Source organism: uncultured Devosia sp. (genome assembly GCF_913055165.1).
Taxonomy (GTDB): domain Bacteria; phylum Pseudomonadota; class Alphaproteobacteria; order Rhizobiales; family Devosiaceae; genus Devosia.
Window position 1 is genome coordinate 65496 of the sequence record NZ_CAJXJS010000004.1, and the last position, 21255, is coordinate 86750.

General features: G+C 60.3%; 15 protein-coding genes. 7 read left to right on the forward strand and 8 right to left on the reverse strand.

The genetic code is table 11. The features are described 5' to 3' along the window. Positions 1–13 precede the first annotated feature (13 nt). The 4 genes from QZ564_RS02770 (at position 14) to QZ564_RS02785 (ending at position 3833) form a co-directional block, all read left to right on the forward strand. Positions 14–1174, forward strand: a complete 1161-nt coding sequence (locus QZ564_RS02770) for a tyrosine-type recombinase/integrase (RefSeq protein WP_297104212.1) — start codon at positions 14–16, stop codon at positions 1172–1174. 174 nt (positions 1175–1348) lie between these two features. Next, the gene (locus QZ564_RS02775; protein WP_297104214.1) at positions 1349–1522 is read left to right on the forward strand and encodes a hypothetical protein; all 174 of its coding nucleotides are present in this window, start codon (positions 1349–1351) and stop codon (positions 1520–1522) included. Between the two features lie 3 nt (positions 1523–1525). Then, positions 1526–2047: a hypothetical protein gene (locus QZ564_RS02780; RefSeq protein ID WP_297104217.1), complete on the forward strand. Its 522-nt coding sequence runs from the start codon at positions 1526–1528 to the stop codon at positions 2045–2047. A gap of 52 nt (positions 2048–2099) precedes the next feature. Beyond that, positions 2100–3833 (forward strand): peptidoglycan-binding protein, encoded by a 1734-nt coding sequence (locus QZ564_RS02785; RefSeq protein WP_297104220.1) that lies wholly within the window; start codon positions 2100–2102, stop codon positions 3831–3833. A 29-nt stretch (positions 3834–3862) separates the two neighbouring features. Here the strand turns inward: QZ564_RS02785 and QZ564_RS02790 are convergent, their stop codons facing one another. Together QZ564_RS02790 and QZ564_RS02795 are read right to left on the reverse strand one after the other, a co-directional pair. Next, the gene (locus QZ564_RS02790) at positions 3863–4132 is read right to left on the reverse strand and encodes a hypothetical protein (protein ID WP_297104223.1); all 270 of its coding nucleotides are present in this window, start codon (positions 4130–4132) and stop codon (positions 3863–3865) included. Positions 4133–4374: 242 nt separating this feature from the next. Continuing rightward, entirely contained in the window at positions 4375–5532 is a 1158-nt protein-coding gene (locus tag QZ564_RS02795) for a DUF3800 domain-containing protein (protein WP_297104226.1), read from the reverse strand. A gap of 151 nt (positions 5533–5683) precedes the next feature. On the opposite strand from QZ564_RS02795, the gene QZ564_RS02800 reads away from it, so the two are divergent. Both QZ564_RS02800 and QZ564_RS02805 read left to right on the forward strand, forming a co-directional pair. Then, positions 5684–6835: a hypothetical protein gene (locus QZ564_RS02800; protein WP_297104229.1), complete on the forward strand. Its 1152-nt coding sequence runs from the start codon at positions 5684–5686 to the stop codon at positions 6833–6835. 2 nt (positions 6836–6837) lie between these two features. Then, the gene (locus tag QZ564_RS02805; protein ID WP_297104233.1) at positions 6838–7452 is read left to right on the forward strand and encodes an RES family NAD+ phosphorylase; all 615 of its coding nucleotides are present in this window, start codon (positions 6838–6840) and stop codon (positions 7450–7452) included. Positions 7453–7522: 70 nt separating this feature from the next. Here the strand turns inward: QZ564_RS02805 and QZ564_RS02810 are convergent, their stop codons facing one another. From QZ564_RS02810 to QZ564_RS02825, 4 genes are read right to left on the reverse strand one after another with little or no spacing between them, the layout of a single operon-like run. Next, positions 7523–8371: a phosphoadenosine phosphosulfate reductase family protein gene (locus QZ564_RS02810; RefSeq protein WP_297104246.1), complete on the reverse strand. Its 849-nt coding sequence runs from the start codon at positions 8369–8371 to the stop codon at positions 7523–7525. Next, complete coding sequence (locus QZ564_RS02815; protein WP_297104258.1) at positions 8368–11706, reverse strand: hypothetical protein; 3339 nt, start codon at positions 11704–11706, stop codon at positions 8368–8370. Before QZ564_RS02815 ends, QZ564_RS02810 begins: the two co-directional genes overlap by 4 nt. Further along, complete coding sequence (locus QZ564_RS02820; RefSeq protein ID WP_297104261.1) at positions 11703–12638, reverse strand: DUF4007 family protein; 936 nt, start codon at positions 12636–12638, stop codon at positions 11703–11705. Before QZ564_RS02820 ends, QZ564_RS02815 begins: the two co-directional genes overlap by 4 nt. A gap of 40 nt (positions 12639–12678) precedes the next feature. Then, positions 12679–13812 carry a cysteine desulfurase family protein gene (locus QZ564_RS02825; protein WP_297104263.1) on the reverse strand — a complete coding sequence of 378 codons (1134 nt, stop codon included), beginning with the start codon at positions 13810–13812 and terminating at the stop codon, positions 12679–12681. 127 nt (positions 13813–13939) lie between these two features. Between QZ564_RS02825 and QZ564_RS02830 the strand changes: the two genes are divergently transcribed. Beyond that, positions 13940–14392, forward strand: a complete 453-nt coding sequence (locus QZ564_RS02830) for a hypothetical protein (RefSeq protein ID WP_297104266.1) — start codon at positions 13940–13942, stop codon at positions 14390–14392. On the opposite strand, the gene QZ564_RS02835 is transcribed toward QZ564_RS02830, so the two are convergent. Together QZ564_RS02835 and QZ564_RS02840 are read right to left on the reverse strand one after the other, a co-directional pair. Continuing rightward, the gene (locus tag QZ564_RS02835) at positions 14380–19716 is read right to left on the reverse strand and encodes an FtsK/SpoIIIE domain-containing protein (RefSeq protein WP_297104268.1); all 5337 of its coding nucleotides are present in this window, start codon (positions 19714–19716) and stop codon (positions 14380–14382) included. The two genes, QZ564_RS02830 and QZ564_RS02835, sit on opposite strands and share 13 nt — an antisense overlap. Next, the gene (locus QZ564_RS02840) at positions 19713–21254 is read right to left on the reverse strand and encodes a hypothetical protein (RefSeq protein WP_297104271.1); all 1542 of its coding nucleotides are present in this window, start codon (positions 21252–21254) and stop codon (positions 19713–19715) included. The genes QZ564_RS02835 and QZ564_RS02840 overlap by 4 nt, the downstream gene beginning before the upstream one ends. Between the last annotated feature and the right edge of the window lies 1 nt (position 21255).

Below are 21255 nucleotides of genomic sequence, written 5' to 3' on the forward strand. Positions count from 1 at the left end.
CGGAGAACCAGAAGTGACCGCACGCAAAAATGGCAAGGGCTATCTGGCCAACACAAAGAACCCGAGAACTGGCAAACGCCAACGCCTTGTGCACGATACCGCCGAGGAAAAGAATCTGGCCGAGGCAAAGTTCACTGTCCGGCAAGCAGACTTAAAAAAAGGACCGGGCGAGGGCACCTTCGAAAAGGCTGGGGCAAAATACGTCACCCGGTTGATTTCTGAGAAGAAGCTCGAAAAGGCGAGGAGGGTCGAACGTTACTTGCGCCTTCATCTCAACCCGATAGTTGGCGATCGACAGCTGAAATTTATCGACCTTGAAATTGTCATTGAGTGTGCAGCGAAGCTTTGGGATAAGCCCCTCTCGGTTGCCACCACAAAGATACTACTCCAGGTCTTCTGCCAGGTTTTGCGCTACGGGTTCGGGGCAGCCGAGCCTCCGGTCCGTTTTCCGCGGGAAATACCTGGAGGCCCGAAGCGCGCTCCCTACGGCAGTAGCTCGCTTTTTCAGAAGCAGGATCCCATCCCGTTCGGCCGGGAATTGTCGGATCGGCTCGAAACAGCGACCGGCCCACTGCTGATGGTTCTGATCCTGGTGATAAAGTTCGGCCTGCGCATCGGCGAAGCACTCGGCTTGCGCCATTGGGACATCCACGAGGACGAAGAAGGAAAACACTGGATTCAGGTGCGCCACACGCTGAAGGGTAATAATATCCGGAAAGCACCCAAAACCGCAGCGGGCGAGCGCGACATCCCAATCTCCGCGACCCAGGCGTCTTATTTTCAGGGGTGGATGGCACAGGTGAATGCAGATCCGACAGATCAACTCATCAGCGATGAACCGGGTAAGATCTATAGCTACGGCGCGATGGTCTATCGGCATAACAAGCTGCAGATGACGCTTTACGGGCCGCAATACGGTTTCCACGCATATCGAGCATCCTGCGCGACCTTGTGGCTAATCGCGAACGTTTCGATCGCCAACCTCATTGCCTGGCTGGGGCATGCAGATTTGCGCACAACACTGGAGAGTTACGCCAATGCCATCATGTTCGCAGAGGAAATCTGGAAAAAACTGGACCAGTCGGTGCTGGAATTGATGGTCGATGAATCAGGCGAACTGCCCAAGTCGCCCGTCGAGCGTGCAGCGGCCGAAATGCTGCAAGAGGCAGCCTGATGGGCCCGCTGGGTACGAGCTACACAACGGGGCCGACTGTTGTCGCGCCAGGATGTTGCTTGAGCTTTCGAAACCCATATTGGTCAATGCGTGCGATGGCTCGGAATGGCGGCCGCTTGTTCTTTTTTTGTTCTCATTGTACGAGTCGGGACCTCTAAGACCATCGGAGGTCCCATGCCCATCGCCATCAAACTTAGCCCCGCCGAACGCATTCGACGCGCCAAGGCCGCCGAGCCAGCCCTGACGGAAGACCAGCTGCGCGAAAAGCTCGGCGTGACCCACGGACAGATCAAGGCTGCGTTTGCCTATCGGAAGCCCGGCCAGAAGCTCGGGCGCAAGCGCGCATGATCGATGGACGTTCCGGCCCGGCTCAAATGGCGCAAGGAACCGGAGCGCTACGCGGCCTATCCAGTCGGCTCGATCCATGCAGATCGGCTGGCCTGGATTGCGCCCAACATCGCCCGCTACCAGTCCTGGAAGTGGGTCGTCAGTTGGGAGCGCTGGTTCGCTGAAAGCGGCGTTGCGGACAGCAAGCAGGAAGCCGCCGACCGGGCCACGGAAGCGTGGTGGCGGCTGGTACAGACCGATATCCCGCGGGACGTTGACCTCGAGACCTCAATGATCGTGGCCAGACTTTTAGTGCGCCCGGTGCCGAATAGTCTGTTCGACGAGGATGCCGACTATCTCAGGAAGGTCATGTGGGCGCTCAACAATGTCTATCGTACCGAGATCATCGAAGGCGTGCCGGCCATTCGGAACCTATACGACCAATTGAGCGCCGAATTTGCCCGGCGGAGGGAAACCGGCGAGATACCCGACCAGCCCAAGGGCGAAGCGATTTCCAACGGGTATCGGCGCCGTCGCCGGCGATAATCGTCAGCGCTGTTGACCAGTCCCGCCGTTTGGGCTTGTCAGAGGCATAAGCTTGCTTGTTATCTTTGACGTCAACAATGGGCGCGATATTTTGGGCCGTTGGGTGGGGATCAATTTTGAGATGAAAGCCAACTCGGCATCTAGTCGGTCAGTAATGCTGTGGCTGTGGATGCTGTTTGTTCTGGTGATTTCCATCGCACCAGTGCGCGCGGATTTCCGGCAAAGTGAGCAGTGGTTTGGATCGCTCGATGATGAGCAGCGGTTGACCATCCAGACCAACCTGACCCTTGCAGGTTTCTACGACGCCTTAATTGACGGCGCATTCGGTCCATCGACCTATCGTGCGATTGTCGCGTTTCAGGAGTGGCGTGGCGAAGCACAGACGGGAACCTTAGACAATGCTGCCCAAAGTGCTCTCACCCGCGCCGCAGACTCTGTGGTCGCTGAGCTGGACCTACAAGTGGTCCAAGACGAACGCGCACTGATCGAGATTGCGGTGCCGCGGGCATTGCTGCCGGAGTCGGTGAGTACAGCGTCCGGCACTGCCTACACCCGGCCCGACGGCGCGATGCGATTGGACACCATTCGTAAGCCGCAGACCGAATTGCCGTTTGGCGACTATTTCGCGAGTTTTGCCCAGGATACCCTCCGCCGGAGGGTGACCTATAAGACTTTTCGAGAAGGTTACTTTGTCGTCTCCGGCGCAATGGATGGTGGATACTTCTACACCCTCATGCTGGACGACGGAGATGACTCGACGGGTTTCATTCTGAATTGGTCGCCACCCTACCAAAAGCAGGGCTCGATTGTGTCGCTGTTTCTGGCGTCGTTCGCTTCCCCTTTGCAGCCGAACGAGATAGCAGCACCGTCGGTAATGACAGAGGCAAATCCGCCGCCGCCAGTCCCCACACCCGCTCAGGCATTGCCCGCATCAAGCGAGGACGAGACTACCGCGATAGGCAACTTCTTGCTGTTCCGAGACTTGCCAGGTGTCATTGGATTGAGAGGCGAAATCGGCCCATCCACGCCCCTCGACTTCAGACGAGCAATACGTGCGGTAAGCGATCCGAAGGTCCTCATTCTGGCAAGCGAGGGCGGTTATGTTTCCAGCGCGCTGCTGCTTGCATACGCGGTCAAGGAGATGGGGCTCGCCACCTACGTGCTTCCCGAGACCGGCTGCTACTCTGCCTGTTCATTTGTCTTTTTTGCCGGCGAGCAGAGACGTGCCGATGGGGCCCTTGGCGTTCACCAGGTGTGGGGAGACGACACGGACGCCTCCACCGCACAGGAGGTGGTCTCCGACATCCTGGAAGCTTTCGCGACGTTCGGGGTTAGGCAAGAGATCACTTCCACGATGCTCAGGACAAAACCTGAGGACATGTACGTTTTCAGCCAGGACGAGATCGCCCGCTGGGGTATCAACGCCGGCGACCCAATGTCTCTCGTTGAGGCCGCAGCCAGCGGCGAAGAAGTCCAGGCCTCGGACGAGCCCACAGATCCCGGCCCTGCAAGCGGCAAGCAGCCACGGGCAAAGCCGGAGGCCAGTGCAGACTACTATGTGCAGCTTGGGTCCCAAAGGTCTGAAAATGACGCCCGGACTGCCGCGCTATCCATTCTTTCGCGCTACGGCACAATCTTGCAGCGCGCAGACCTTGAGATTCAGCGCGTCGATCTGGGGCAACAGGGCGTGTTCTTTCGAATACTGGTGCCGGCCGCGTCCCGGAGCGAAGCTACCGCCATGTGCGAGGAGATTAGAGCAGCGGGCGGAGACTGCATCCTGTTGTGAGTGACGCGTTTTGGCGAGGCTGCCTGCGTTCAGTTCTCCGGAACGGGATAGCCGAACCGGACCATGGTATGGTCGATGTCTGCGCGCTTTGACGGATAGACGTCTCGGACCTCAAGCAGCAGTGCGATGACAGACTCGAAGGCGCCCAAGGCGTCTTCCTTATCTCGGCCGGCGTGGAAATTTTCGCCATGCGACTGGAGCGCGGCGGCACACTGGCGAATGAAGCGGCTGCACTCTACGTCGGTCATCAGGTGCAATGGTGGCGGCTCAAACGGGTCGCCCCTGGCGTCGTCGCCCACAATTGACCTCAGCAGGTCAAACCACTCGTCGGCCAACCAAGGGTGTAGCTGGCGGAATCGCCCGTGAAGTCTAGGGCGAGCGCTGTATACGTCTGGTGGAGCTGGTCGATCAGGGCCTCCGCAGTTGCATCCGCTCCCATGACGAACCAGTCGATGAGTTGGCGCGAGATTTCCTGAGCAAACAGTCCGCTGGTCGCGCCGCGCGTGTGAGACGGGATATGCTGTCGGCTATGCAGCGCCTTTCATGGACTCGCCGACGCCACCCGCCGACGAAATTCCGGAAGAGTCCCCTTGGCCATCGCATAGACGGCCTCCATCCCAAGCAGCGGATCCATTCCCCGGTCAGCCCTATCAGCAAGCTCCTCGAGCACCAGCATATTCACTGGAGCTTCGTCGCCCGCGAGATCGATGATGTCGAAATCCGGCAGAATGCATTCCTCGCTGAGATGCGGCTGGATCGCTTCCGCAAGCCGCTCATAGCTCTCATCACCTTGGTTGGTCGCCACCGCGATCGCGGTGCCGGCGATCAGGTCGGCGAGCTGCACGGCGGGATGCTCCGCCGAGGAGACGAATGAAATCGGCTTTGCCATATTCCACGTGAGACGTACCCGCTTGCCAAATGCCTCCATGTAGACCGGGTCGGGTCGGTCCACCATGACGTCGAAGACGCCAGCGAGGGCGCGCAGAGGCTTGGAATCGTCGCACACGACTTCCAGCAGAGAATGCCGTTCTGCCCAATTTCGAAGATGGTCGGTCACGGCGCTGATCGTGAGATCGAGCACCCATTTGCCCTTGTCGCCGGTCAATTGGAGGTTGCGCGTCTCTCGAGCGATGATGACGTTGTAGCCGCGCGCGAACCGAAGGATCGGGCCGAGTAGCATGTCGAAATGCTCCTCGTAGCTGGCGCCGAACAAGGCCGGCGCATCCGCCGGGTCGAGCGATCGCATGAAGCGCTCGAATTGCGATGCGAGCTCCTCGGCGCCTTCGCCCGACGCCACCATCTGCATATATAGGTAGGTCGCTACGAACCGGTGGAGGTTGTGGTGGTAAAACAGCATATTGTTGCGCTGCAGGACCGGCTCGTAGATGTATTCAAAGAACTTGGCCCCGAGGCTCAGACGCTTGTCGTAAAGAGTTGCGATGTAGCGCCCCCGGATTCGCTCGAGGACCTCGGCAATGATCACCCTGCCGCGGGGCCGCTTCAGTAGCTTCGCTGCCTTCAACTCTCCCATTTGCAGGTGATGGCGTGAGCGCAGATCTCGGACAATCGAGTTAGCTTCGTCCAAGGCAAGGTCGACCGATGCATAGGCAAAGTAGGGCTGGGCGCCATCGAGCATGCGGTTCCCGGTAAAGCCCGCCTCGTCGCAGGAGATCAGTCGGGGAAGGATCGTGGTGGACATACTAGCTTGTTCGTCGGGCGCCACTGCACGACGGGTCGTCGAGCTCCGGTCGGGGTTGATAGGCAAAGGTTGATAATGGCACAAAACGGGGTTATCTATCAACCATGTTATCAACCAAGGTAGGCACTGGCCTGCCGGCCAGTGGGCGACAATGAGCGCGGAGCACACTCCTCAGCAATCCGAAATTGATCCCATCGTGCGGGCCGTCGTCGAGGCAAGGGCGAGAGACGCGGGGAAGGGTGTTTCCGACTACCTGGCCGATCTGTTGATGATCGCCCCGACCCATTCGCTGCAGCATTTTTTGGCTGCGGGCGGCGCCGACCGTTCCGAGCCACACGATGAGCTCTATGGTCGCTATGCCAGGCACCTGCTCGACACAGCGCGCGACCTCCGCGACCGAAACAACCTCGACCATTGGTCCCACCTTGTTGCGGGACCAACGCCTTGGCTCGTGTCTGAGGCAACCGCCAGCCCGGCGCTACGCCTCGTATTTGTGTTCAACTATCGAATCCAAAGCGCGGCATTGCTGATGAGCGCAGCCTTTGAAGAGGCCGCGGTACACGACTTCGACTTCGCCAAAGCGCGATCGGCGTCGCGCCGCGGCGCTACGGTTCGCACTTGGTATAGCAGCATCGTCCACGACGTCTTCGATTGCTCGCGGCAGCTTCGGAACGCGCTCGTTCACCAGTGGAAGCCCACGCCTCGGGCGGAGCGCCTTGCCATCGACGCGTTTGTCATTCTTAGCGATCTGACGCCGGCGCGAAACGAGCTCCTCCAATTGTGCCGCTATGATCGACCACGCGCGTTCTCCGAGCTTGCCCGCCATGTCGAGCTTGCAGCAGACCAGCTCCGCCTGTCTGCCAACCTGCTCGCAGAGGTCGAGGGCGCCTCGCGTTCACCAGAACTGCCTGCTGAGGTGCGCTTTGCCGAGATGTCGCGCCTCCTGCTACAACGGGCCGGGGGAGGGCTGTCGCTCACCGAAGCCGCGAAACTCCTCGGCACAAGTCGACAGGCACTACACAAACGGGTCAAGGCCGGATCCGCGCTCGGGCTTATGAACGGCGCTGAACTTATCCTCCCGAAATTCCAGTTCCTGGAGAAAGGGAGCCGCCCGACAATTATTGAGGGGTTGGCAAAAGTCCTCAAACCCTTCGATGCCACCAAGGCTGGTCGCTGGTCGGCGCTGCAATTCCTGCTCGAGCAGGATCCTAATCTGGCAAAAGCACCGATCGAAGCGCTCAAGGCCGGGGACGTGCAAAGAGTTGTCGATGCCGCGGCCGCATATCTTGATGCGGATGACTAGCATTGCCCGCATCGTTCCCACCCACCTCGCGGTTCCCCTCAGGCCTGCTCGCGGCACAGCTCGATGCTGGCGAGATTGTTGTGCGGATCCATCGCAAAGGACAGGGTGCAATATTCTTCGGGCCAGCTGCGGGCGGGCCGCCGCAAAACCGCTTCGATGCCCCCGCCGGTGAATATGGCGTCCTCTACGCGGCCCGCCGGCTCGAAGGTGCCTTCGTGGAAACGCTCCTCCGGCGGCCGGCGGGCCGGATCGTGCGGCGCGCCTACATCGAGGAACGGCAATGGACACCCATACGCATAGAGCGGCAGCTTACCCTGGCAAAGATCATGGACGAAGGTTTGTTGTTCCATGGTGTCGACGCCTCCGTGAGCGCCAGCGACGACTATGGACCCTCAAGAGCATTGGCACTTGATCTCTTCAACGACTTCCCATCGCTCGACGGCCTGGCGTATCGGTCGCGGCATAACAACGGCGAGATCTGCTACGCGCTTTTCGACCGTGTCGCGTCTAGAGACCTTGCCGAACTACCCAGTCACCTGTTCGAAAATAACCGCACTCGGGTAGATGAGCTTATGGGACTGCACGGCGCGATCTTGGATGACAGCGCGCCTGTATAGCGTGGTCAAAATGCAGCACTACCGGCCCACGATACACTAGGAAGCTGCTGCCGACCTCAGCAACAGCATCCTACTTGTGGCAGATCACGCAGCCTGCGGAGGCTTCATCAATACCATAGACGTCGTCGATCGTGGGAGTGTGCGCTCCAGCCAGCGGGTTTAAGCGCCGCCGAGCCAGCAGACGAGCACGGCGCTGTTCGAATTCCCGTTCAATCTCCTCGACACGGTTGGGGGCGCTGAGCTCCTCGAGGCCCTCGCCTTGGCTCCAGGTAAAAGGTGAGCCGTGGTCGCGGGCAGTCTTTTCATACCCCTTTGCCTCATCGAACGCTTCGGGGTGCTCGCGCATCAACCGTACCCATTCGATCTTCTGCTGGAAGAAGCAGAATGTGCAGCCAGATCGTGTGCGCCACCGATAATATTCCGGCTCGCCCAAACCGGCGCTCTCCAGCGTCTCGATCACGCCAGCCCGATTGATGCCGTCCTCGCGCAGAGGGAAGTGCACCTGCATGTTGCCATGCGTTGCCTGATAGCCCTCGCGGCTGGGTTCGTCGGCTCGGATGGCCACATAGGAGTGGACGATCACCCCAGCGTCGAGATCGTCGCGCAGCCACTGCTCGAGTGGGCGAAGCTTGAGCTGCCGTGTGCACCACCGAGTCTTGGGGGAGGGCAGAAAATGGTTGTACTCTTTGAGCCAGAAGTCGAAATCCCTGTCGGGATTAAGCCTGGTGATCGGTTTGCCCAAGAAGCCTTCGAGCTTGTCGAGGAACGAATAGACCTCGGCCAGTTCCTTGCCGGTGTCGGTGAAAAAGTATTCGAGATCAAGCTCAGGCCGCGTCTGCCGCATATGGACCGCAAGCGCAGCACTGTCGCGTCCACCCGAAATTCCAAGGATATGCCGCTCACGCATCGCCGTGGTCATGCTGGATCCGTCCCTTTGCCAGAAAGGCGTTCTACGATGCGCGCGAGCGCCGCAAGCTCGACCGCTGGTCTCATGCCCCTGCCGCGAAGCTGCGCCATCAAGTCATCGGCCGCCTTGTCCGCCGCCACAAGTTCCTGCTTGGAGACCTGGAAGGCGTGGAAGAGCGGTTTCTCATTGGGGTCTAGCCCAACCATAACAGATATGGCCTGGGATGTGGGAGAGCGTCCACGGACCGCAGCGAATGTTTCTGCTTCGCGAAAGCGCAGGCATAATTTCGCAAGTTCGAACATCGCTTGTTCCTGCTCGCGGTCGGACCAGTTGCGCGGCGGCTTGTGGACGAGCAGGCTTGCCAAACCCTCGATGTCGCCGCCGCCTCCTTCGAACGCCCCCGCGCGCATGATGAAAGCGTCCACGCGTAGCTCCGCCGACACGCCCGACGCGATAGAGGACCGCGGCCCAATGCCCTCAAATGTCTGTGGGTCGACCCCCAGATGCTCCGCCAGGCTCCTACTCAGGCCCGCAAGCATTTTCGGGTATGCGTACTCAGCCTTGTTGAGTGCAGCTACCACGCTCACCCCGGGATCGGGCTCCCCCTCAAGCGCGGCAGCGAGGTCCGAAAAAAGCAGCGCTTCCGGATCACTAGCCTTCAGCACAATGTCCCTGACCTTGCGGACCTTCTCGGGCAGCGTCTGAGTGCGCTGCGCCCACAACGGAAGCGCGTGAAAGCGCTGATATAGAGCCGATGCGACCGGAAGCGCTTTTGCCTCGACGGGGTTTGTGTCGGTTGAAAGAAGAGCAGCAAGCTGCTGGACAAAGGCCTCGTCGCGCCTGGAGCGCGAGATGCGCCGGAACTCAATAGCCGCAGGGTCCTGGAGAATGCGGTCGACCACGATATCGTCGATGGCGGGTTGGAAAACACCATCGACATAAACCGCCACCGCATTGCGGTGCGCCAGCAGATAGCACAACACCAACACCGGCATCACACCTCGCTTGATGCCGTATGGCCGAGCAGCCCACCTGTCGAAGAGCTCGGATAGGTTCACCCGCTTCTCGCCCAACACGGTCCAAGCAGGCTTCAGCCTGTTTCCTAACGTATCGTCGCCAGGATCGGTGAAACGCCATACTCCCTTGTCGTCCTGTCGGTGGAGGCCCAAGGGGCGAACGATTGTCAGATACAGCCCCCGCTCAACCGGGTAGTTCGCGATGCCCAGGTCAGCAACATCTGCCTTCGAAACCATGGCATGCATCAGGGTTCGCAGCCCGGCCATGGCCGCGGAGGAGGGCTTATCCCTGTAGAGCAGCTCCGATTGGATGACGGGCCCCTCGCTGAACGCGGTCGTTGCCAGTGCTGACGCCAGGACTGTCAACTCACTGCCATCAAGCTTCTTGCCGGCAGCATTCTTGGCGCTATCACCGAATGCCCACCATCGGGCCGACGAGAAAGCCTTCAACAAGTCGCTTCGCACGATCTCGGCGATCAGTGCTTTGCGCGCTGATAACTCCCGACGGGCGATACGATCGCCCTCCAGCTGCGGATGCGTCTCTTCGATGCGATCGAGGGCATATAGGTCCGTCGCATGATCCCTCAGCAAATAGACCTGCTCGCTTGCGGCGACCCCGGCAATAACGCCAAGATTCTCCAGTTCGATGCTGAGCTGTTTTGCTGCGACCCTAATCGGCGCCTCAAAGGTGCGCGCGTCGGGAAGCAGCATGATCAAAAGACCGGCGGATCGCCGTTTCGTCTTGGCCAGCGAGGCCGCAGTTCTTTTGGCCCATGCGGCCGGGCTCTGCGGGCTCTCGTCGGCGAATTGAATAATGACGTCGAAGGTGCGCAACGCGCCGGTCGCAAAGTAGTGGCTCTTGGCAGCGATCGGCCCGACGCCCAGCCGCGAGGGCAAATCGGCGAGCGCATCGGCGTCTAGCTTCAGGGCAACTTTGGATATTGCCTCGTCGAGGTCGAAATCGCTGCCGGCGAAAAGTGCATATCCACCGAGGCGCGGCTGCCGGATGAGGATCGCTCGATTGACGAGTTCATTGATCGCGGCAGTGACTTGGCGCGCGTTCGCTTCCGGTGCGCAAAGAGAGAGGATGTCGTCCGCTACCGCAAGTCCGGAGCCGTTCCTGAATAGCTCGATGACCGCAGCGGCCTTGGCCAGCTTTGCTGTCAGCGGGCCGTATAGCGCAGCTTTCTCGATCGCCTCCAGGGCAAGCGTCATCCGGTTGCTTTCCGGACCGACGGACAGCGCGCTGCCAAAATTGGCGACCAAGTAGTCCCACAGTTGATCGGGCCCATACCAAGCGTTCTCGCTGGCCTCGGTTCGCGCCAAGTGTGCCTGAAATCCGTTCGGTTCCGAGGATGATAGAAATCCGAAGACACTGCGCTCGTTTTGGGCGAACCTTTGACGGGATACTGGTCCTAGCAAAAGCGCCGTGACCGGGTGCAGGGGCCAGGTTTGCGTAAGGATGTCTGTTAGCCCGGCGACATCGACCGGCCGGCGGTGCGATATGGCTTCTGCCGCGAGTCCGGCGATTTCCTTAGCGCGTGCCGGGGCGTAGTCGCTGCCAATCGCCCGAGCGATGAGTGCCGCGACCTCGTCAGCTTGAGCCACGAACGGCACGTTCTGGTACCGGCCCTGAACTTTTGCCCATTCGTTCCGACCCGTGCGGCTAAGCCGGTTGGCATACTGCTCAAACGACTGGTGCAGGATGCCCACTATGATGAGCCTGCCGTCAGAGCGGGCAGCACGCTCCGCGAGATCCTGCAAAATGTGCACGTCACCGGCTGAACTCGTCGCGTGTTCGAGGAACTTGCCGAGCTCGTCGATGATGACGAGAAGTCCTCCCTTTTGACGAGCGCGCGCTTCCAGCTCGTCTATGAGCGTTCGTTCATCGCGGGCTGCGTCCAGGGTCGCCGCAGTCCATTGAAACTGATCGGCGGCAGTGTCCGCCAAAGCTCCCGCTAGGCTCGTGCGCCGACCGGTCAGGGCGAGCACGTCCCAGGCGCGGCCACGACCGGGAAAAGCCGACGAAAACTGTTCCGCCAATTCCGGTCCGACGATCCCCTCGGCGATAGAGCGCTGCTTCTTGTTGCCGGCTACAAGATTGGCAACAAGCAGCGCAGCACAGGACTTGCCACCCCCGTAAGGACCGGTCCAGGTGAACGCGTACTGCGAGCCCTCGGAGATCCCGGCGAGCATGGCAACGAGCGATTTACGCACGCTTGCCTGCAACACGTACCCCGTGAGCGGCGGCGTGCCGGTCAGATCGGTGTCGATCCGCGCCGACAGCGCGAAACGGCGTTCGACTTTGACGATATCGGCGAGTTTGGTCATGCCGCCCTCTGCCGGCGGTAGCCTGCTTGGACCAAGTCGAACTCTTCGATCTCATCGAGTCGGCCGCTTAGCGCGACCTGACGAAGGCCGGCGGTGTCGGTCCACACCATTTTCCCGCCGGTCGCGTCCCCAATACCCATCAAGCGCGCGACCAGGCTATCCTCATCCAGCTTGAAGATGCGCCCGGGAGAGCCCGGTTCGTACTGCGCCTGCTCCACCGATATCGTTGGCGACAGCGGGTGATGACGCTCCCAGAACTGCTTTAATACGAGCGCGAATATGCTGTCCTCAAGCGAAGGTTTCTGCCCGCGGACAAACTCGAGCTGCCCAGTAGACCGATGCTCGCGCAGCAGACCGAGTTCGACCAAGAGCGATTCAGCTGCGTCCTCCCCGGCATCGGAATGACGGGGCGCATAGCTGCGCACGAACACTTCTACGTCCCGCTTCAAAGTTTCGGCCGTCGCTCGCGCTGTGGCCCGCGCTTCGACGATAGCTGACATAGCCCTGACCAGATCCTCCCGGGTGAAGGCAATCTGATTGAGCAGGTTGAAGGCGTAATAGAATGTCGTTGCGGCCTGCGGCTCGCTGACCAGGTGAGCGTGCATCAACCACAGTGTAGACGGATGCTCGAGGTAAGGATCGAGCCCGGTGTCATCCATGAAGATCAAGCGGCCAAGGGCAGTGGGTCGCAGATGAGTAGGGCCGTCCTGCAGCACCTTGGTCGCCAGGGCCCAATGGCGCATCGAGAGCGCCATGTTCTTACCCACGCCGAAAGTGGCGATTGCGCTTTGTTCTTGAAATGTTCTACGATCGACCCCGTCCGGTCCGGACGCGTGGTCGAACGCTTTTTTCAGCCACAGGAGGCGAAGCGAAAACGTCTCGTGACCCGAAACGCGAATCGGGGTGGCCGGATCGTAAAGGTCGTTCAACATGGGAGAGAATGCTACTGGAGACGTCCGCCAGCGGCAATCCCTAGCGGACGACTATTTCCGACAGCGCGAGCGCCGCATCAGTGGCGTCAGTCTCGGTATTGTAGCGGGAGAAGTACAACCGGACAGTTTCGGTCGCCTCTTGATGAGTAAGCCCCATCGCCCGAAGCACATGTGAGGCAGTAATCTGACCGCTCGTGCAAGCTGATCCCTCAGAAATCGAGATCCGATCGCCAGATTGTCCTATTATCGACACGGCATCATCGCCGGGAAACCTTAGGCTTAAGCTGCCTGGCACCCGTTGTTGCCACGAAACATTTTCGAAGAATCTTACTTGACGGCCGCGCAACTCCTCGAGGAAGAGTGCCGACAGTGCGGTCGCATGGGCGGCGTCCGCAGCCAGCTGCTGCCTGGAGACCTTGGCCGCTGCACCAAAGCCGACCACGAGCGGGGTGGGTACAGTTCCAGGACGGAACCCGGCCTCCTGACCGCCACCGAACAGCACCGGCAACGGCCTGAGCTGAGCTGCAGATGATATGAACAGGGCGCCGATGCCCATCGGGCCGTACATTTTGTGTGCGGACAGGCTGGCAAGGTCGAAATCCGCGCAGTTCATTTCAATCTTGCCTAGACCCTGCGCGGCGTCGACATGTAAGAGCGCCCCCGCTGCACGCGCGATGCGAATGACTTCCCCGAGCGGTTGGATTGACCCCACCTCGTTGTTGACCGCCATCACCGAAACCAAAAGCGTCTCGGCGCCGACCAATCGCTCAAGTGCCGGAATGTCGATGATGCCGTTCTTGTCGACCGGCGCCTCAATGACGCGGAAGCCCCATGTGCGGAGCGAGGTTGCGGACGACAACACGCTCTTGTGTTCAATGGCTGATACGACGATGTCACGCCGGCCTGTGCCACCTTCGAGCGCGGCGAGGGCGGTCCCTCGTATCGCGATGTTGTTGGCCTCGGTGGCTCCTGAGGTGAAAACCAGTTCCTGCGGATTCGAGCCGATGAGAGAAGCAACCTCCGCACGCGCGTTCTCGACGGCCTGCGACGCCAACATGCCACTCAGGTGAGGCGAGTGTGGATTGCCGACCTGCGCATGCCACCAGGGTGCCATTGCTTCCATGGCCTCTGGTGCCAGCGGTGTTGTGGAGTGACCATCAAGATAGATCGGCATAGGTGCATATAACTCGAGGGTCTTCAGGCTCAACCTGATCGGAACGGGGAAAATCAGAACGCCGGCCCAGGATCGAGGCCGTGGCAATTTGCTGCTAGTCTACATTTCAAACAGGAGATGCGCATCCATGACCGAAGGGCAAGACGTCAGCGTTAGAGAAATCTACAAAGAGCAATACGCTCACTTCCGAGCCATGAATGATATTCTGTACAAGATCCCGCCGCTTTTCTCCGTGGCGATTGGGGGCTTGTGGTATTTTGCGGCGTCTCAGCTGAAGGGTGACCGGCTCATCGCCGTCGGGATTTTCCTGTTCGCGGCCATCGTGAGTGTGGCCAGCGTCTTCATTTTGGGTCGCTTTAGCGCCGCATTCAGCCTCTACATCACCAATTTGAACCGGCTCGACGGCGAGTACGCGGTCTCGCTCAAGAACAAGAACCAGCGATGGCCCCCGTCAACGGTGAAAATCATCCAGTTCCTGCTGTGGGTTGCGGCCGCGCTGTCGTTCGCTGGGGCCGTCTATGCGATCTTCCTCTTGTTCAGTCCTCCCTTGCCTACGGTTTTGCCGACTCAGCCGTCCTGAGCTGCGATCGCCGACACGACATCTTCTATGTCTTCGTCTGACAAAAAGGGTGCCTGCGCGAACACAGTCGTCGCTTCGCCGCTCAGCCGCGCTGCGAGGTGACCGAGCCCGAGCAAGTTTTCTGCACCCTTCGTGCCCAAGGCGATCTCCGAGGTGCCGACACTTGCTACCTTGAGGATGAGGCGGTTGCCCAAATTATCCCGCAACTGAACCGGCATCACACCCGCGTCGGGACGTTGCGCGGCGAAGACAAGGTGGATGCCCGCCGCACGCGCCTTCACCCCCAGCCGTGAGACGATGGAGGTGACGGCGCTCTTGTAGTCCTCTGTCAGCATCCATTCGGCAAACTCGTCATGGACGAGAAACTTCATCGGCAGCCTCGCTTCTGGAGCGACTTTGACGTTGAACGAGCGAATGTCACGCGCGCCGTGTTCTCGGAACAGCTCGTAGCGACGATCCATTTCCACGACGAGGCCCTCCATCATCTCGATGGCCGCCCCTTGATCGATGACGATCCCGCCCTTCACATGAGGAAGGCCCTCGATCGCCGAATAATCCACTCCCATCTTGGGATCGATCAGATGGATGTGCACCAAGGCGCTTGGATTTGTTGCCGCGATGTCCAGGATCAACGCCTGGATGAGAACCGATTTGCCACTGCCCGTCGCCCCCGCAATAAGCGTGTGCGGGTCATGCTGGGACGCGCCTGCGAACGGGCCGCCCAGGTTGAGATAGAGAATCTCGCCGTCGAGCTCGCGCAAGCCGAGCAAGAAGCTTGTGTTTAGTCCCGCCGCATTGCGGTTGAGTGCGCGACGGGCCCAAAGGTCCCACATGGAAACGACCTGCCGCTTCGGCCTTGCGACGCCCACCACGATTTCGCCGGGGAGGGGGGAAACCGAAATCAGTCGCAAGCCATGTGTCGTGAGCAGCGCCGATTGCTTTGCCTCGATATCTTCAACGCGCAACCGGTCACTCCCCACAAACCGCACCAGTGCTGCATTTGGCGTCAGCCGCATGCCCGCCACTTTGGCCTGGAGATTGTACCCCATCAGCGCCGTGCGCAGCCGGTTCGCCGTCGCCTCCAACCATTGAACGTCCTCACTCGCTTGGGTCTCGATTTGTCCCGAGTGACGACTCACCATGTCGGCGAAGGTCTCGTCCGCCTCCGGCCGGGCGGGGGTTGGGCTGCCCGCATCGTCTGTCACCTTCGCGCTTGCCTCGGCCCGGTGTTCTGCGAGGGGTTCGTTTCCTTTATCAACTACGGGAGCACCTTCGCCGCCTCCGGCGACCGGAGAAGAGGGTCTTGGCGGAGCCACGTTATCAGGCGGCAGCGGGCCTCGGTCAGATGGAGGTTTGCCGGACGGCCCAGTCGCGTCCTTTGATGTCCAGCGGACTCGTGGTGCTGGGCAACGGAACTCAGACTCTTCCCAAGGTCTGCGATCGCCAAGCGCGCACCTCACCGGCAGCAGAGACGCGGACGACTCATATGCCCTGATCAGCTGCCGCAGGCCCTCGCGGGTATAGACCTCCTGCAGGCCACCAACCTCGGACACTTCTTCTTGGTCGCCTATTGCGGCTGAGGCATCGGCAGGCCCCGAGACGAAAATGTGGGAGTAGCCCTTAAGATCGATCTCGACCGTGCCGTTTCGAATGCCGTTCCTGACCTCCTCGATCGACAACCCCGGAGTGAGTGCCGACGGCTCATCGAGGAGAATGTCAGCGAGCCGGGAAAGCCACAGGTCCCGATCTAGCCGTCCTGGATCGCCGAACAATGCGTCCTCGACCCGGCGCATAGTCTGGCGCAGCTGTTGCGCCGAATGACGCTTTGCCTCCGCTAGCCCCGCGGCGTCCACATACTTCGCTTCCGTCACGATCCCGCGCAGTCGTGGGCGGCCCTTTGAATCCGGGTCGACGCTGAGGGCAAGGATATCGGCGATGCCTTCCTCGCGCTGCCCCAGCCACTGCGCATAATCATCGAGCAGGAACCATGATGCCGGCCGTTTCGCAAACTCCTCGGCCACAAGTGCACGGCTGATAACCAATCCTACCAGTTCGCCTGCGGAAACGCCGCGCTTGGCGGCACGAAGAATGATGTCGCCTGAGATCGCCGTTGCATCAGCGATCATCCGATTTGCAAGAGCTCCGGTACGCTCGTCACCAAGTCCTAAGCTGAGTTGATCCAGCCGTCTGCGAACGAGGACCGGCAAGACCCGTAGATCGGATGTCGACGACACCACCATGTTGCGGCCATGGGTGCGCTCACGCCGATAACGTATGACCTTCACGCCCTGGGCAGAGAGCTGGCGTTTATCCAACAGGTCGTCATAGGTCGCGACCCACTCGGCAAGTCCATGGACGTCCTTGAACATCGCCTCGAGGCCGTGGTCCTGCAACGAAATCTGACGAGCAGGAAGGAAGTGCTCGGTCTCGCGATGCGACTGTTTGCGGATCACGGAGGCCAAGGCGTCCAGATATGCCCAGCCGACCCGCGGTTGACGAGGTGATACGAGATAGCTTGTAGCCGTCAGCTGTTCCTCTCCGTCCACCCTGCGATAAGACCACCGTGGCGGCACGTGATCGAGAATAGATGGATCGGCGGCATCGTCGCGGGGAACAGCGAACCAGGACTCCCGCGCCTGCCGAGAAACAACGTCATGAAGGAAAGCGACGTCGACGCTGCGTTCGTCGGATGCCCGGCGTCCGGCCCCGCCTTCGAGCATCACCCCTATACGAAGCTTCGACATGAAGTTGAGCGACGTCTCGCTCACCACTATGGCATCCGGGTCGTTGCCCGACTGCTCCAGCAAGTCTGTGTAGACCTTGTTGAGCTTCGAGCGATCTCGATGCCTCACCAGGACGTTGCAGTGCACTTCGTCCTCGTGAACCGATCCCAACGCGTTCATCGTTGCCAGCGGTAGTCCCGCAGCATCGCAGTTGTACAGCATGATGCTCAAGTTGGCGCGTTCATGCGGCTGCAGGTCGAGGTAGCGTCCAATCAGCCCGCGGATTTCCCGGGCGGCCTCTGCTGGATCTACATCAGTCGATGCTTCGTCCGGATCACGGACGGGCCGCTCCATCAGACTGTAGTCATTTATTGTACTTGTCTCCGTCAGCAGCACCGCTTCGCCGCCCGTAAAGCCAGGTACGGCCTCCGGATAGTATGGGTGTGCGAGTTCTGAGCGCAGATCGGTGAAGAAGAGATGGGGGGCGCCAAAATTGACTTCCTCAGCGGTCAGAAGGTGATCCAACAATCCGGCCAGCGCGCGCATCTTGACCGCGGTGGCGGCCATTCGCATGGGATGCCAAGGGGCAACGATAGCAGCCGGTGTCGCCCCAGCAATTTGAACCGCTCCGATACGCAGCACCGGCTCCCACAGATCCCGGCGATTGATATCGCCCGGTGCTGACTTGCGGAGTTCCTCGAGCAGCCTTCCGTAGAGTTCGGCCTGAGCGAGCTGCGGATTGCCGCCGCTGCCATTGGCGCGCCAGTCCGCCACTGCGGCCCCGTAGGCAGTCGCGAAAGCGGTCCAAGCCTCGCCCAAATCGGCACCGGCCGGCGGCGCAATACGGCCATCTGCCACAGCCGACTTGATCGCCCGCGGCAGTAACTTGCCTAGGTCGTCCACGTTGGTAGCTCGAGGAACCAACGAACCCGCGTCCTGCCTGAATGAGGGCTGGAGCGTGCCCACATCCGCGAGTGAGACGGACTGCATGGCGCCTTTCTTGCTGACAAGCATCCGGGACACTTCGGCGATGCCGAAGGGATTTTTCTCCAGGCGTGCAAGATCGTCGGGCAAGGCCAGCCCAATGCTATCGGGCTCCCCTCTCCAAATCAGCTGCACGACATTCTTCTCTGCCGTTGCACCTTCCCCCACCGTCAGGGTGAGGTCGAACTTGATCTGTGTGTTGACCCGGGAGGTGGATAAGTTCTCCCGGAATTTTCGCCGCTTTCGAGCCGCTTCGAGTAGCGATTCAAACTCGAAAATGTGTGGTGTGTCCCAGCTCACCGCCTCGGGGAGCAGGTCTCGAAGAGCCTTGTACTTGAGGCTGAAGACGCGGGCGACGTCGGCATTCATGTCGAGCCATTGCGTTTTCGTCCGCCGCGACGATCGAATGTCGATCCTACGCGGCAGCTTTAGAACGCCGACCTGGCCAAACAATCGCTCGACGCTTCGGACCAACCCATCGAGAAAGTCGGTGCATTCGATTGGGCGCCCGTAGACGAACTTCTCCCATTTCGCCCGCAGCTGGCGATTGTCGGCTAAGTCTTCCCGATGAGCCTCGAAGAAGTCGCGGTCGTCCTCCCTCGCTTCCTTGAGCGAGCGACCTTTGAGATCGTTCAGATAGGCCTTGTCCGCCTCGCTCAACCGATCGGGGCGGTCGTAATCGAAGAACTGGATTGTCTCTTCGGGGAGCTTTAGCTTTTTTAGCCTCAGCCCGGAGAAGACAAGCAGGATATTGTCCTGCTCCCATTCCAGCTCCGCCAGTTTTTCGGTTTCGTCGCCCCATCCGGGGGGTGCTGCGATGAACGCCTCGATGACTGCGTGCAGATGCGTGTCGATCTCGTCTCGTACGGTTTCGAACTGGTCTCGCAGTTCTTCGGCTTCGATCGGCTGACGATTGGGTCGCTGCTTCGAAAGCAGCGGCCGGCGGTCGCTGATCAGTTTATCGAAAAGCCGGCGCCAACGGTTTTGCTGTTGCAGGTCCTTTGGTCGCTGCGAGCCAAAGTAGCCGCTGTCCCGTGGCAGATGCAGCGCCGGTAGCGCCCAACCGAGCGCGTCCGCGATCGGGAGCGACATCGTCTGGATAGCCTCCCGCGTCATTGCGACGTAGGTGCTCAGCTGGGCGAGCGGCCAGTCGTCGACGCTGGCAAGGGCTTTTAACGCAACCTGCCAGGCATCCACATGCTCTGGAGGAAGTCCCAAACCTTCGGCGGCCGGTGCGACCCAGTAGGCTGCTCCTTCCTTCAGCTCTTTGGCGCCGATCAGGGCAACATCGTGAAGCGAAGCACCCTGATCGTCATCTGTATTGGCAATCAGGAGCGCGGGCCGGTCACACTCGGAATGCCGCAATGCCACGGTCCTGTCGTCCGTCATCACCGCGTCGGGCAACCCCTGGCCCTCCACCAATGTACGCGGAACTGCGATCTTCACCTGGCTATGAATCGAGGGGGCCGCCACCAGACGGTTGACGATTGCCGCAACCTGCGGGCCGGTCAGCCTGTCCAACATGAAGCGAGCCGTGCCGCTGTCCGGCCCAAGGCCCTGTAGACGCTCCTCGAGAGCCGCAGCGCCCGCGGCGCCGATAAGATCGAGCGCGTTCATGCCCTCACCTCGCGGCGGAACGGGTTTTCGACATAAGCGGCAGAGTCCGAGAGGCGATTGAGCAATCCAAGGCTTATTAGGCGCTCTTCTAGTCGGCGGGCATTGTCGGAAAAATCTTCCTGGTCGGCTTTGCCGGCTCCGATGATGCTTGCTGCCTGATGGTCGCCAATGACCAAGCCGTACCGGTCATGGAGTGCTCGCAGGAAATCCTTGAACTCGAGGCGCTCTGTTACGCAGCACACCACAAGGGTCTTGAGGAGCCGGTCGGTCGGCGCGTAGCGGACCCGTCGGCTTGAACGCCGGGAACTCAGTCCGATCTGGCGGGCCCAGGTGGAATGGACTTTTCCCACATGCTGAGCGTGCCGAACCTTTGCTCGGCTCACCAACTCGTCGAGCAGTACGCCCGGGTTCGTCAGATCGCTGGAAAGCTCGTCGGGGTCCGGCCAATCAAACTGTCGGGCTAGAACTTCTGCCGCGCTCAGCAGTGCGTCGTCGGACGAAAGGGCCGCCTGCCAGTCATGCGTGTTCGCCGCGCTGCGGATATAGTGCTCGATGGCCAGCCCCGGCAGCACGTTATTGGATTGGAATGAGTCCGCCGCCAGATCGCGCACGACGGTTTTACGCGGCGATACGATCTCGCACACCATGGTGATAGGAACCGCGTTGAGCAATTCGCGCGCGCGCTCGAGCTGGTAACGGATAAGATTCAGACCGGTGATCGTCACCAGGTGCGGTAGGGCATCGAAGACGGAGATCGGACTATCTAGGATAGCGATCCAGTCGTCCGCCATTTGATCAAAAATCGGGTGCGCCGAACAAGGAAGGTAGGCACCGGGCCGGTCGTTCTCCGCGAGTTGGGTCTCACCTTGCAACGCGCTGACCAAACGATCATAGACCGTCGGCTGTTCAAACAACTTTCCGACCAGACGATCCCGAAGATCGGCGGCACGCTTCGCGCGCGCGAGCATCAGGTAGAGGACTTCGCCAGTGCGGGCAAAGAACCGCCTGTCGGTGGAGACGCCCGAGGCTGTCACCGCCGCGTCCTCGTAGAGCGCGTTGGGCCCAAATGGAAAGACGAACTTGGAACTCCAGCGCTTGTTGCTCGTACCTTCGATGGCGGAGGATTGCAGGAAACCGACGACCGCGGAAAAGTCTTCGAACGAGTCGAATCGGTGGCGCAAATAGCTGAAGTCCCGGTCTTCCAGGCCGCCGGCGTTCTGCTGCATGAGTTCGAGCCACTTCGTCCAGGCAACGTCGTCCGAAAGACGTTCCGAGCCGATGGGCAGCAGGTACGGATTATTGAATATCAGGTTGCGCAAACGAAGCTGGGTCTGGGGTCGATAACTGAGCTTGTTGAACTCGACTTCGCTCAACGCTCGTCCGGCCAGGCTTTCCGACCTGAGCACCCCGAGAAATTCGAGAAGGATGAGCCAGGGGCTTTGCTCGTCGTGAAGACGATGGCCCCAAATTGCCTCATCCACCCAAAATGCGGGACCGGTTCGATCCTCATGCCCAACCGGGCGCGGCAGAATCTCCATC

Coding starts and splice junctions, on each gene's coding strand:
- QZ564_RS02775 (WP_297104214.1), top strand. CDS start 1,349: ATGCCCATCGCCATCAAACTTAGCCCCGCCGAACGCATTCGACGCGCC.
- QZ564_RS02780 (WP_297104217.1), top strand. CDS start 1,526: ATGGACGTTCCGGCCCGGCTCAAATGGCGCAAGGAACCGGAGCGCTAC.
- QZ564_RS02795 (WP_297104226.1), bottom strand. CDS start 5,532: ATGTCCACCACGATCCTTCCCCGACTGATCTCCTGCGACGAGGCGGGC.
- QZ564_RS02800 (WP_297104229.1), top strand. CDS start 5,684: ATGAGCGCGGAGCACACTCCTCAGCAATCCGAAATTGATCCCATCGTG.
- QZ564_RS02810 (WP_297104246.1), bottom strand. CDS start 8,371: ATGACCACGGCGATGCGTGAGCGGCATATCCTTGGAATTTCGGGTGGA.
- QZ564_RS02815 (WP_297104258.1), bottom strand. CDS start 11,706: ATGACCAAACTCGCCGATATCGTCAAAGTCGAACGCCGTTTCGCGCTG.
- QZ564_RS02820 (WP_297104261.1), bottom strand. CDS start 12,638: ATGTTGAACGACCTTTACGATCCGGCCACCCCGATTCGCGTTTCGGGT.
- QZ564_RS02825 (WP_297104263.1), bottom strand. CDS start 13,812: ATGCCGATCTATCTTGATGGTCACTCCACAACACCGCTGGCACCAGAG.
- QZ564_RS02830 (WP_297104266.1), top strand. CDS start 13,940: ATGACCGAAGGGCAAGACGTCAGCGTTAGAGAAATCTACAAAGAGCAA.
- QZ564_RS02835 (WP_297104268.1), bottom strand. CDS start 19,716: ATGAACGCGCTCGATCTTATCGGCGCCGCGGGCGCTGCGGCTCTCGAG.
- QZ564_RS02840 (WP_297104271.1), bottom strand. CDS start 21,254: ATGGAGATTCTGCCGCGCCCGGTTGGGCATGAGGATCGAACCGGTCCC.